10 protein-coding genes are annotated in these 11,438 nt (G+C 71.5%); 4 read left to right on the top strand and 6 right to left on the bottom strand.

Annotation, left to right across the window (positions count from 1 at the left end):
• Genes ACK8OR_RS07990 through ACK8OR_RS07980 form a run of 3 tightly spaced genes read left to right on the top strand, consistent with a single transcriptional unit; the run spans nucleotide 1 to nucleotide 2,262 of the window.
• Nucleotides 1–1,266, top strand: coding sequence for an FCSD flavin-binding domain-containing protein (locus ACK8OR_RS07990; protein WP_410188886.1), 1,266 nt, complete (start codon nucleotides 1–3; stop codon nucleotides 1,264–1,266).
• A 57-nt stretch (nucleotides 1,267–1,323) separates the two neighbouring features.
• Nucleotides 1,324–1,758, top strand: coding sequence for a DUF302 domain-containing protein (locus ACK8OR_RS07985; protein WP_410188885.1), 435 nt, complete (start codon nucleotides 1,324–1,326; stop codon nucleotides 1,756–1,758).
• Nucleotides 1,759–1,797: 39 nt separating this feature from the next.
• On the top strand, nucleotides 1,798–2,262 hold the full coding sequence (locus tag ACK8OR_RS07980; RefSeq protein ID WP_410188884.1) for a DsrE family protein: 465 nt from the start codon (nucleotides 1,798–1,800) through the stop codon (nucleotides 2,260–2,262).
• A gap of 43 nt (nucleotides 2,263–2,305) precedes the next feature.
• Here the strand turns inward: ACK8OR_RS07980 and ACK8OR_RS07975 are convergent, their stop codons facing one another.
• The 6 genes from ACK8OR_RS07975 to ACK8OR_RS07950 form a co-directional block, all read right to left on the bottom strand.
• Nucleotides 2,306–3,193 (bottom strand): MBL fold metallo-hydrolase, encoded by an 888-nt coding sequence (locus tag ACK8OR_RS07975; protein ID WP_410188883.1) that lies wholly within the window; start codon nucleotides 3,191–3,193, stop codon nucleotides 2,306–2,308.
• 65 nt (nucleotides 3,194–3,258) lie between these two features.
• Complete coding sequence (locus ACK8OR_RS07970; RefSeq protein WP_410188882.1) at nucleotides 3,259–3,696, bottom strand: SRPBCC family protein; 438 nt, start codon at nucleotides 3,694–3,696, stop codon at nucleotides 3,259–3,261.
• On the bottom strand, nucleotides 3,687–4,322 hold the full coding sequence (locus tag ACK8OR_RS07965) for a GNAT family N-acetyltransferase (protein WP_410188881.1): 636 nt from the start codon (nucleotides 4,320–4,322) through the stop codon (nucleotides 3,687–3,689). The genes ACK8OR_RS07970 and ACK8OR_RS07965 overlap by 10 nt, the downstream gene beginning before the upstream one ends.
• 64 nt (nucleotides 4,323–4,386) lie before the next feature.
• Entirely contained in the window at nucleotides 4,387–5,208 is an 822-nt protein-coding gene (locus ACK8OR_RS07960; protein ID WP_410188880.1) for a hypothetical protein, read from the bottom strand.
• A gap of 54 nt (nucleotides 5,209–5,262) precedes the next feature.
• On the bottom strand, nucleotides 5,263–6,726 hold the full coding sequence (locus ACK8OR_RS07955) for a cytochrome-c peroxidase (protein WP_410188879.1): 1,464 nt from the start codon (nucleotides 6,724–6,726) through the stop codon (nucleotides 5,263–5,265).
• A gap of 24 nt (nucleotides 6,727–6,750) precedes the next feature.
• The gene (locus tag ACK8OR_RS07950) at nucleotides 6,751–7,701 is read right to left on the bottom strand and encodes a homocysteine S-methyltransferase family protein (RefSeq protein WP_410188878.1); all 951 of its coding nucleotides are present in this window, start codon (nucleotides 7,699–7,701) and stop codon (nucleotides 6,751–6,753) included.
• Between the two features lie 207 nt (nucleotides 7,702–7,908).
• Here ACK8OR_RS07950 and ACK8OR_RS07945 point away from each other — a divergent pair, with 207 nt between their 5' ends.
• Nucleotides 7,909–11,436 (top strand): AAA family ATPase, encoded by a 3,528-nt coding sequence (locus ACK8OR_RS07945; protein WP_410188877.1) that lies wholly within the window; start codon nucleotides 7,909–7,911, stop codon nucleotides 11,434–11,436.
• The last annotated feature ends 2 nt before the right edge of the window (nucleotides 11,437–11,438 follow it).

The raw sequence follows: 11,438 nt of genomic DNA, 5'->3' as shown, positions 1-11,438 counted from the left end.
ATGAAGCGTAGATTCGTTCTCGGTGGCATTGCGGCCACGGGCGGCCTGCTGGCCGCGCCCGCGCTCCGCGCAGATGGCCACGGCAAGCCCCGCGTCGTCGTGATCGGCGGCGGATCGGGCGGCGCCACGGCGGCCCGCTACATCGCCAAGGACAGCGACGGCGCCATCGACGTCACCCTGGTCGAGCCGTCGCGGACCTATTTCACCTGCTACTTTTCGAACCTCTATCTCGGCGGCTTCCAGGAGATGGACGACCTCGGCCACACCTACGGCACGCTGGCGGGCACGCACGGGATCAACGTCATCCACGACTGGGCCGTCGACGTGGACCGCGACGCCAAGACCGTGGCACTCGCCGGCGGCGCGTCGCTGCCCTACGACAAGCTGATCATCGCGCCCGGCATCGATTTCGTCGAGGACGCGGTGCCCGGCTGGGACGTCTCGGTCCAGAACCTGATGCCGCATGCCTACAAGGCCGGAAGCCAGACCGAGCTTTTGAAGTCGCAGCTCGAGAACATGCGCGAAGGCGGCACCTTCGCGATGGTCGCCCCGCCGAACCCCTATCGCTGCCCGCCGGGCCCCTACGAGCGGGTGTCGATGGTCGCGCATATGCTCAAGGAGCGGAACCCGACGGCCAAGATCCTGATCGTCGACCCGAAGGAGAAGTTCTCCAAGCAGGCGCTCTTCGAGGAGGGCTGGAACACGCATTACCCCGGCATGATCGACCGCCTCGGACCCGATTTCGGCGGCGAGAACGTGTCGGTCGATCCGGCCGCGATGACGGTCGATATCGACGGCGCGACCGAGGATGTGGATGTCTGCAACGTCATTCCGGCCATGAAGGCAGGCCGCATCGCCGACATGGCGGGGGTCACCGATGGCAACTGGGCGCCGGTCAACGCCGCCGACATGTCGTCGAAGGCCGATGCGGATGTCTACGTTCTGGGCGACGCCGCGCAGCAGGGCGATATGCCCAAATCGGGGTTCTCGGCCAACAGCCAGGCCAAGGTCTGTGCCAACGCGGTGCGCGGCGCGCTGACCGGCAGCGCGGTGTTCCCGGCGCGGTATTCGAACACCTGCTGGTCACTCATCTCGGCCGAGGACGGCGTCAAGGTCGGCGCCACCTACGAGGCCACGCCCGAGAAGATCGCGTCGATCGACAGCTTCATCAGCCAGACGGGCGAGGATTCCGCAACGCGCAAGGCCACCTACGAGGAGAGCCTCGGTTGGTATTCCGGGATCGTGGCCGACATGTTCGGCGCCTGATCGACAGCGCCGCGCGCCCCGATCCCCGGGGCGCGCATCATACGAGGAGGGACGAGGATGATACGCCAGTTCGCAATCGCCGGGGCCGCCACCCTGATGACGGTCGCCGCCCATGCGCAGGAGGCCGCGACGGTCGTCTTCGACGGCGATGTCGGGGACGCGGCCTTCGCCGTCGAAAACGCCATTGTCGGACAGGGCCTCGTGATCGATTTCGTCAGCCATGTCGGAGAGATGATGACCCGCACCGGCGCCGACCTTGACCTCGGCCCATCGCCGGTGGGCGAGGACGCGCAGATCTTCGTCTTCTGCTCGGCGACCATCAGCCGCGAGGTGATGGAGGCCGACCCGATGAATGTCTCGCATTGTCCCTACGGCATCTTCGTCGCCGAGATCGGGGGCGAGACGCTGGTCGGCCGCCGCGTCTATGCCGAGGAGAGCATGGCGCCCGTCAACGCGCTTCTGGAAGGGATCGTGACCGAAGCCACCGAATAACGACCGCCCGGATGTCCGGGCCATGCTGGAGGAGAGAGAATGAGAACCATGCTTGTCGGCGCGCTCGCCGCCTTCGCGACCTTTGCGATCCCCGTGGTGACCCACGCGCAGGAGGCCGCGCAGCAGAGCTACGCACCCCAGAAGATCGCCTACCACGTCAACGGAAACGGCGGTGAGGGCGACCGCGCCTATATGGGCGCGATGCGCAACGCGCAGAACCACATCAACGCGGTCGGCGAGGAGAATGTCGAACTGGTCGTGGTGATGCACGGCAACGGGCTGGGCCTTCTGGCCGCCGCCAAGGAGAACGAGCGTCTGCAAGGCATGGTCGCCTCGCTCAAGGGCCAGGGTGTGACGTTCCAGGTCTGCGCGAACACCCTGCGCGGGCGCGAGATCAGCTACGAGGACGACCTCTACGATGTCTGGGAGGAGGACATCGTGCCCTCGGGCGTCGCACAGCTCTCCTACCTGCAACAGCAGGGCTTCACCTATCTGAAGCCGTGACCTTCCACGCCGGTCCCCGCCGCCTTGGCCGGGGCCCGAAGGGTCAGCCGCCCACGAAGCGGTAGCCGTCCGCGGCCGTCTCGACCCGGCCCATGCCGCCGCCCGGAAGGTGGAAGCCCGCGATGGCCAGGTCGTCCGCCGTGATGCGGTCGAACAGCGCCAGCCGCGTCGCGGCGGCGGCCTCGGGATCCTGATCGTTGCCCGCCGGCCAGTCCGGGCGGGCGAAGGCGACGTGGTGGTTGGCGATGGCGTCGCCGAGGATCAGCACGTCGCCGACCTGGAACGCCATGTGGCCGGGCGTGTGGCCGGGCGAGGCGATGGCCTCGATCCCCGGCAGCACCGCGTCGCCGTCGTCGAAAGTCACGAGCCGACCCGCGATGGCGTCGAGCCTGCGGGCCGCGCCGACCGCGAAGGTCGCCCGCGCCTCGCCGATCGTGTCGACCGTCGCGGGGTCGGTCCAATAGGCACGCTCGGCGGCCCCGATATGGTGCGTCGCCTCGTAGAAGAGCGGCTCGTCAAAATCGTCGAGAACGCCCCAGATGTGGTCGGGATGCGCGTGGGTGAAGACGACGTCCGTGACATCCTCGGGCGCCACGCCGGCCGCGTCGATCGCGTCGAGAAGCTGCCCGGCACTCGGCTGGAAATCGGGTCCCGCGCCGGCGTCGAAGAGCACGGTCCGGTCGCCGTCCCGAAGCAGGGCGAGGTTGCATTCGGGCGTCAGCTGCTCCGTTCCCACGTCGAATTCGGCGAGCACGGCGGCCAGCTCGTCCTCGGGCATCGGCTCGAACACGAAGGATCCCGGGAGCACCAGCGACCCGTCGCTGACCGTCGTCAGCGTGGCACCGCCCGCCAAGACCGTCTCGGCGATGGCGAAGCGGGGCAGGGCGAGGGCCGCCGCCGTGGTCGCAAGAAAGGCGCGGCGCAACATCATCTGATCTCTCCCGATATTCACTAACATGAATATGACGGCAGGTCGGCGATGGCAATCTCCGTCCGTCAGGCGTGGGACGGCGGGGCGGATGCCGGACAGGTTGCACAGATCCGGCACAGCCCACGCGCCTCGGCGGCAAGGGCGGCGGGAAGCATCCGCCGCAGGATCGGTCCAAGCAGGGGATGGTCGGGGGCCTCCAGCTCGACATGCGAGATGCATCCCGTCGCCGACGGCTCCAGCCGGTGCAGGGCTTCGAAGCCGAAGGGGCCGTCCGTGGACCACGTGAAGGCCCGCCCGGTCTCGAGATGGGTGACGCGCCAGACCCGCTCGCGCTGAAGCGGTTGGCGGACGCGGAACCGCCGTCCGATGGCCAGTGCGGCGCCGTCCAGACCGCGCACATGCCGTGTGGTCGGGGTCCAGTCGGGCCAGTCCTCGACGCGGGACAGCACCTGCCAGACCAATGGCAGCGGGCGGGCGATCGCGGTGCGATGGATCAGGCGCATACCGCCTCCGTCCCGCGTGCGGGCAGGGTCTCGGCGGCCGCCTCCGGGCCGGGCCGCCGCATCAGGATCCAGTTGCCCGAAAGCCCCCTCGGTCCGCCCGGTCCCATGGCAAGCGACGTGACCTCGTCGAAGCCGGAGCCCACGTAGAAGCCCCGCGCGGTGCGGTTCTGCGAGGCCACGATCAGAGACAGGTCCCTGCGCGTCCGGGCGGCCAGATCGGCGATGAGCGCGGCCGCGATGCCCCGGCGGCGGGCCTGCGGAAGGACGGCGAGGATATTGATGTACCGCGTGCCGCCCGACAGCGCCTCGAGCTCGAGCAGCGGGGCCAGAAGCGCGGGGACGTCGGGGCCCGTTTCGACGTCGTCGAGATCGTAGTCGACGATGCCGCCGACGGCCGCCCCGTGCCATGTGGCGATCCGGGCGTTCGGCCACGAGAACGCGCCGTCGTCGCGCCGCGCACGCGCCGTGCCGACCTCCAACGGGTCCTGGCCGGGCGCAGCGTCGCGCGCCCAGAGATGGCGTGGCAGGCCCTCGCCCGCCAGATCGGCGAGCCGTGCCAGGACCGGCGCGTCCGTGCTAGCGGCGGGGCGGACCTCAATGATGTGTTGGATGAAGGGCGAGCCCATCTGGTCGGTCTCCTGTGATCGAGAGGTATGGCCGGGCGGCGCAAGACGCGCCGTCCGGTGTGGGTCAGAGCCCGGCGCGCTGGGGCAACGGGACGTAGAGCTGGACATGGGTGTCGGTCGAGAACTCGCCCGGCGTCGGCCCGTGGGTGCGGCCGTCCGAATGCCACGCGATGGCCAGCTCCGAGATGAGCTGTTCGCCTGAAAGCTGGAGGCAGGGCGTGATCGTCCGGACCACGTGGGCCGCGCCCGAGGCATCCGCGGTGAACGCGTTCTCGGACCCGTCGCGCGCGCCAAAGGGCGTGTCGTAGAAACCGATGAACGGATCGGTCGGCGGCCAGATCGCGAAGTCGTGCCAGAGCGTATAGAGCCCGTCCGGCACGAGGTTCTCGAACCGGATCTCGACATGGCCCGTGCCGTCGACGCAGGAGTATCGCCCCTGGCCCGAGGCGGCGAACCACTCGCCCAGCGTGATCCCCAGCGCTTTGCCGCGCGGCCAGGGCCCCGTGTTCTCGGTCTGGAGCGGGGTGTGCGGCACCGCCGTCGCGGGTGCGTAGAGCGGCGCGTCCATCTCGCGCGTCGCGCCGGTCGGCCGGAACACCTCGCCCGACCCGGGCACCCGCTCGAAGAAGACGTCCTGCTCGGTCAGATCCTCGTCGATATGGAAGATGAAGGTCAGCGCCATATCCTCCTTCGGATCGGTCTCGGCGGCGGTGGGATGCAGCCGCTCGATCGGCCCGACATCGTGGCCGGAGTCGAAGTTCAGGTGATCGGACTCGTCATAGGGCGCGAGGCCGGACGCGAGGTGCAGCGTGGCAACGGGATCGGCCGGGGCAGCGCAGGGGGCCAGAAGCGCCAACGCGGCGACGGTGAAGTTCAGTCGTGTCATGGTCGTTTTCCTTTTTTGGGATGGGACTGCGGGCCGGATCGGCCCGCCATCGGGTCACCGCGCCCGGAGACGCGGCGGAGCGGGTTGCGGGGCCAGCCCGGAAGGCAGGCGGCGCGGGATCAGCGCGGACCGGTCGCGCGCGGTCGGATCGGTCAGCGTGTCGAGAAACGCGAGGAGGTCGCCGAGCTCGGTCTCGGTCAGGTCGACGGGCGCGATCTCGGCGGCCTCGGCGATGCGGCCGCGCAGATGCGGCGACGCCTGGACGTGGCCGTCGCGCGCCGCGAACGCCGCCTGCCGGGCCGGCGCGAGCGGGCGGAAGAGCAATGTCGAGCCGTCGCCGCGCCGGGTGATGACGCGCGCGACCGGCGGCAGCGGTGGCGCCTCGTAGCCGTCAAGCGAGACCACGGCGTCGAGATGGTGACGCACCATCGCGCCCAGTTCGTCGAAGGCGCCCGAATGACCCCATGGCCCGGTGAGTGCCACGTTGCGCAGCGAGGGCGTGCGGAACCGGAACAGGTCCTCGGGGTCGAAGGTAACTCGGAACCGGCCCTCGTCTTCGAGACGCTCGGAAAAGCCCGACGCGGCGAAATAGGTTGTGTCCGCGCCATGCCCCTTGCCCGGCCCGATCTGCGGGACGGCAATCGCGTGAAACTCGTGGTCGGTCAGGAGCGGGCCCGCGTGGCAGTCGGCGCAGCCGGCCTTTCCGTAGAACAGCCGGCCGCCCCGCGCCGCCTCGGGCCCGAGCCACGCGAGATCGCCCGCCCGCAGCGCGCCGTCGAAGGGGCTGCGATCCGAGCGGAAGGCGACCGTCTGGAACGCGGCGAGCGCGTTGGCCGCGTGGACGAAGCGGATGTCGCCCGGTGCGTCGATATCGTCGAAGGCGGCCACGAACGCGGCAGCATAGGCCGGGATCCCGCGCAGACGATCGGCGAGATGCGACCAGGCGTCCGCCGCCCGGTCCTCGGCCACGGCGGTCGCCACGGGATTGGTGCCCGTGACGCCCGCCATCTCGACCGGCGAGAGGACGGGGAACATGGCCTGCGCGGCGAGCAGGCTGTCGAGGCCGTCCGGCAGGGTCTCGCGCGCGGGGCTCCAGAAGCCGGAGGGGAAGGTGCCCTCCGGATCGGGCTCCAGCCGCCCGTCATGGAACATCGTCCGGTATTCGCGCGCCCCGATATTGTAGAGCGGTTGGGCGTTGCGCGGCACGCGCCCGGTCACACCGGTGCCGGAGGTGCGGTCGGGGCCCGTTCCAACGCCGCCCTCGCCGAAGCCAAGTGCCATGCCGTCGCCGGTGCCGCGCGCCGGGTCGTGGCAGGTGCCGCACGCGATGTTGCGGTTGCCCGAGAGGATCGGGTCGAAGAAGAGATGCCGCCCCAGATCGACCATGACGGCGCCGGGCGCCCCGTCATGGAGGAAGTCGGTATCCGAAAGCGGGCGTGGCAGGTCGGACGCGAGTCCCGCCCCCGCCATCAGGACGAGGGCGAGCGCGGTCGCGGCGCGCATGGGTCGGGATGGCATCGCGTGTTCTCCTCGGTGGCGGGGTCAGGCGGACGTGCCGTGCAGACAGCAATCGGCCATCGCCTCGACATGGCGGTGGTCTGTGCCGCAGCAGCCGCCGAGCACGGTGAGATTGGTCAGGAGTCGCCGCAGCCGGGCATAGTCGCGCCCGAGTTCGGCGGGGTTGCCGTCGTCGAGCGCCTCGGCCTCGTCGAGTTCCGCATGGCTCATCCGCGAGGCGTTGGCGCGCACGCCGCCGATCCGCGCAAGCCAGCCATGCCCCGCCTCGAGCGCCGGGCGGAAATGGTCGGGATGCGCGCAGTTCACCATGAAATAGGCGGCCGCGCCGTCGGTGCGCGCGTCTGTCTCCTCGAGGGCTTGACCCAGCGGCGTGCCGTCGGGCAGCCGACCGTCGGTCTCGGTCGTATAGGAGACGACGACGGGGATATTGGCGGCCCGCGCCGCGCGGATAACGCCGACACCTTCGGCCACGGTCCCCAGCGTCACGGCGGTCACCATGTCGGCATCGGTCGCGGCCAGCCAGCCGATCTGCTCGGCATGATAGGCCTGCGCCTCGTCCTCGGTCATCGCGGTGTCGGGCACGTACCCGTCGCCGCGCGGGCCGATATTGCCCGAGATCACGACGGGCCGAACGGCCGGCGTCTCGGCGCGTAGATCCGCCAGCAGCGCGATGGCGTCCCGGTTGAACCGCGCCATCCGGTCCGGGTCGTGGCCGAGGCGTTCGCCCCAGTCGCGACTGGCCCGCCATGTCGGCGCTTCGAGGAGGAACCCCACCCCGTGGTCGGCCGCGATCGCCAGGTGGCGGCGGAAGTAGGACTTGAGTGCGCGGCGCCCCTCGGTCGTCTCGAGGAGCGTGTATGCCGCGAATTGCGGCAGGTCGAAGCCATCGTTGAAGATCAGCGTCGTCTCGAGGCCGGAGTCGGTGAGCAGGGTCTCGCCGCGGGTCTGGGGCAGGTCGTTGCGGGTCTTGGTCATCTCGGTCACCATGCCTGCGAACGGACGGGACGACCGGTCCGGATCCGGGGGCCGATGGACGCTGATCCGGTCGGGGCCAGAAGCAGCAACCGGGCGATCTGGAGAGGCATGTCGGTGGTCCTTCATTCGGGAATGTTCCTGTCCGACGTCCTACGGGGGCGAGTGTGAACGCGGGCGGCGGGCTCGCGTGAAAGGGGCGTGAAAGCGATGTCCGTCTGGATCGAATGCCTCGGGGGGTTCGCGCTGTCTTCGGGCGGCGCGCCGGCTCCGGTGAGCGCGCGCAAGGCCCAGATCCTGCTCGGGCTCCTGGCGGCGGCCCGGCGGCACCGGCTGCCACGCGCGCGGCTTGCGGCGCTCCTTTGGGAGCATGCCGATGACGCCGGGGCGCGGGCGAGCCTGCGGCAGGCGGTGGCGCACCTGCGCCGCGCCGCGGGCGAAGGGATCGTCGTCGCGGACGGCGATGCGCTGCGGCTGGGGCCGGATTGCAGCTCGGATCTCGGGGTCTTCTCGGAGGCGTTGGCACGGGGCGACGACGCCGAGGCGGGGCGGCTCTACGCGGGACCGTTCCTCGACGGCACGCTGCCGGACGGCGCGGAACTGGCCGCGGCGGTCGAGGCCGAGCGCGCGCGCCTTTCGGGCCTGGCGGAGGGCGCGCTCCGCCGCGAGATCGCGCGGGCGGGCGACGGGCCGGGAGGGGTGCAGGCGGCGCACCGCCTTCTGGCGCTCGATCCGCTTGACGAGGCCGCGCATCGCCGTCTCATGATCGCCGAGGCTGCGCGGGGTGGGCGGGGTGCGGCCCGCGCCCGGTTCAACACGCTGCGCGACGCGCTCCGCCGCGATCTCGGGGCCGAGCCGGAGGCGGAGACCTCGGCGCTCATGGCTCGGCTTCACGGCGCCCGGGAGACGACGGCGGAAGGCGCATCGGCACCACCGTCCGAGGCCCCGGCCCCGGTCGAGCCCTCGCTCCTCCTCTCGGCGATCGAGGCGGGCGAGGGTGCCGACTGGACCCGTTTCGCCGCTGCCGTAACCGAGGCGGGCGGGCGACTGCTGGACTGCGGCGCGGGCGAGGGCGCGGCGATCTGGAGCGATGCACCGCTGCGCGCCGTGGCCGCCGCCGCCCGCGAGATGGCGAGCGGCGCGCGTGGTACGCTGTCCCTGGGGCTGATCGAGGCGACGGGCGGGACGGCCCGCGACCTCGCGCGCGCCCGCCGCGTCGCCGCGCGCGCCGAGCCGGGCGAGGTGCATATCGATCCCAATCTCGCACCGCGGCTGGGTCTTCTGGCCACTGACGGTACGCCGGTGCCCCTCCGTTCCGGGGGAACGCAGGCGCGACCCGGTCTGCCGCTCGTGGGCCGGTCGCTTGAAGTTGCGCAGGTGGACTCCGCGCTCGGCGCCGCGCGGCAGGGGGCCAGAGGCCTCGCGATCCACGTCTGCGGCGAGGCCGGGATCGGCAAGAGCCGCCTCCTCCAGGAGATCGCGCGGCGCGAGGCCGATCGCGGCGCGCGGGTGATCGAGGTCGGGTTCGAGCCGCTCGCCCGGTCGGGGCGGCATATCGCGCAGGACCTCGCCTCCCGCCTGCCGCCCCTGTCGGATGACGAGATTACCGACGACACCACGCGGGCGCTTCTATCGTGGCTGCGCGGCGAGACCCTTCGCCCGGACGCGGACCTGCGGCTGACCGCGCTCGGCGGGGCCGCGCGGCATGGGCGGATGGTCGGTCTCGTGTCACGCGCGCTGATCCACGCGGCGGCGATGTCCCCCCTTCTGGTGGCGATCGAAGATGCGCATTGGGCGCCGCCGGGCATCGGTGATTTCCTGCTCGATCTGACCGATCGGCTGGGTGCAGCGAATGTCGCGCTCGTGCTGACCGAGCGGCCGCATGGCGCCGATCTCGGACGACGGCTGGCGGCACGGGCGCGGATCGGGGTGGTCCGCCTGGCGCTCGGGCCACTGGCCCCGCACGAGGCCGCACGCCTCGCCGAACTCGCGGCCCCGTCGCAGTCGCGGGACCCGGCGGTGCTGGACCGCGCGGGCGGACACCCGCTGTTCCTCCTGCGGCTCTTGGAGGCGGGTTGGCGGTCCGGCGCGTTGCCGCACAGCGTCACCGGTCTCGTGATGGAGCAGATCGAGGGCCTGCCCCCCGCCGACCGGGCCGCGCTGCGCTGCGCGTCGATCCTCGGGCCGGCCTTCGACCCGGACGAGGCGCGGGGCGTGTTCCCTGACATGCCCGCGCCGCGGCCCGTGGGCGACCTTCTGCATGCGGCGGATGCCGGGCTGGCCTTCGGGCACGATCTCGTCCGGCAGGCGATCTATCACTCCATCCCCGACGAGACGCGGCGCGACTGGCACGGGCGCGCCGCCGCCCATCATCGCGGGCGCGATGCCGTTCGCTGGGCGCATCATGCGTCGCTGGCCGGGGACGATGCCGATGCCTGCCGTGCCGCGACCGCCGCCGCCAACGAGATGATCGGCCAGATGCGCATGGGTGTCGCGGGCAGCTATATCGAGACCGGACTGGCGCGCGGCGGCGATCCGGAGGCGCTGGCGGAGCTGCATTCCTGCCGCGCGGGTATTCGCCGGATGCGCGGAGACCTCCACGGCGCCCTCGCCGACTACCGCGACGCCCATGCAGTCGCCACCTCCGACACGACGCGGGTCGCCATGCTGGTCCGGCGCGCGCTGATCCTGCACCGGTTGGGGCAGGGGGAGGAGGCGGACCGCGCGCTGGACGACGCCGAGGCGATCGCGGACAGGATCGGCCTGTCGGGGATCGGCCGGGCCGAAATCCACGAGCAACGCGGCAACCGCGCCTTCGTGGCGGGGGACGCCGCTGTTTGCTTGGCCGAACATGCGCGCGGGCTGGCCGCCGCCGAGATGTCGGGCAATCCGCGCGGCATCGCACGCGCGCATGGGGGCCTGGGCGACGCGCATGTCCTTTCGGGCCGCCTGCGCACCGCCTTCGGGCATTTCGAGCGCGCGGTCGACCTCGCCCGTGCGGGCGGCATGGGGCTGACGCATCAGGAATACGCGTTCATGCGCGGCTACACCCTGCATTTCGCGGAGCCAGGCCCGAACGCGCATCTGCTGGCCGATCTCGCCGTCGAGAGCGCGGTCGAATCCGGTGCGGCGCGGACCGAGATGATGGCGCGCGACGTGCGGGCCGAGATCCGGCTGATGGCACTGGACCTCGACGCGGCGCGCGAGGATATCGCGCGGGTCGCAGCCCTGACCGAAGGGGACCCCGAGTCGCGCTTCGTGGCGGACGTGGCGATGATGAATGGCTGGCTGGCGCTCCGCGAGGGGTCTTCGGACCGCGCGTTCCGGACACTCGAGCCGTTGTTCTCCGCCGCCCGTCAGAGCCCCTATAACGGGCCGACGATCCTGGCGCTCGGGGCGCTGGCCGCGCCGGATGCGGCGACCCGGCACGACCTTCTGGATGCGGCCGGCGCGCGGGTACGGGCCGGGGCCATGGGGCCGGTCGCGATCGAGTTTCACTGTTTCGCGCTCGAGGCGGCCGCGCAGGACGACGACGCCGAGACCGCGCGGCGTCACGTCGCGGCACTCCGGGCCTTCGCGGCGCAGGAGCCGCTGGGTCTCGTCGATCTCGCGATCCGCGTGGCGGGCTTGCGCTTCGGGTCGGAGACTTCCGCGCGGGCCGAGGTCGATCTGCGCGCCGAACTCGACCGCGCCCGAGTTGCGGGGTTGGGCCTGATCCTGGCCTCCGGACGCGGCTAGGC

The sequence above is a fragment of the Jannaschia halovivens genome (assembly GCF_046452375.1).
In the GTDB taxonomy this organism is placed as follows: Bacteria; Pseudomonadota; Alphaproteobacteria; order Rhodobacterales; family Rhodobacteraceae; genus Jannaschia; species Jannaschia halovivens.
Note: the sequence above shows the minus strand (reverse complement) of the source record. Positions and strands in the feature narration are given on the sequence as shown.

Bases quoted from the DNA above. Each gene is read 5' to 3' on its own strand.
- ACK8OR_RS07985 (WP_410188885.1), top strand. From the start codon at position 1,324: ATGATACGCCAGTTCGCAATCGCCGGGGCCGCCACCCTGATGACGGTC.
- ACK8OR_RS07945 (WP_410188877.1), top strand. From the start codon at position 7,909: ATGTCCGTCTGGATCGAATGCCTCGGGGGGTTCGCGCTGTCTTCGGGC.
- ACK8OR_RS07965 (WP_410188881.1), bottom strand. From the start codon at position 4,322: ATGGGCTCGCCCTTCATCCAACACATCATTGAGGTCCGCCCCGCCGCT.
- ACK8OR_RS07980 (WP_410188884.1), top strand. From the start codon at position 1,798: ATGAGAACCATGCTTGTCGGCGCGCTCGCCGCCTTCGCGACCTTTGCG.
- ACK8OR_RS07975 (WP_410188883.1), bottom strand. From the start codon at position 3,193: ATGATGTTGCGCCGCGCCTTTCTTGCGACCACGGCGGCGGCCCTCGCC.
- ACK8OR_RS07990 (WP_410188886.1), top strand. From the start codon at position 1: ATGAAGCGTAGATTCGTTCTCGGTGGCATTGCGGCCACGGGCGGCCTG.
- ACK8OR_RS07960 (WP_410188880.1), bottom strand. From the start codon at position 5,208: ATGACACGACTGAACTTCACCGTCGCCGCGTTGGCGCTTCTGGCCCCC.
- ACK8OR_RS07950 (WP_410188878.1), bottom strand. From the start codon at position 7,701: ATGACCAAGACCCGCAACGACCTGCCCCAGACCCGCGGCGAGACCCTG.
- ACK8OR_RS07970 (WP_410188882.1), bottom strand. From the start codon at position 3,696: ATGCGCCTGATCCATCGCACCGCGATCGCCCGCCCGCTGCCATTGGTC.
- ACK8OR_RS07955 (WP_410188879.1), bottom strand. From the start codon at position 6,726: ATGCCATCCCGACCCATGCGCGCCGCGACCGCGCTCGCCCTCGTCCTG.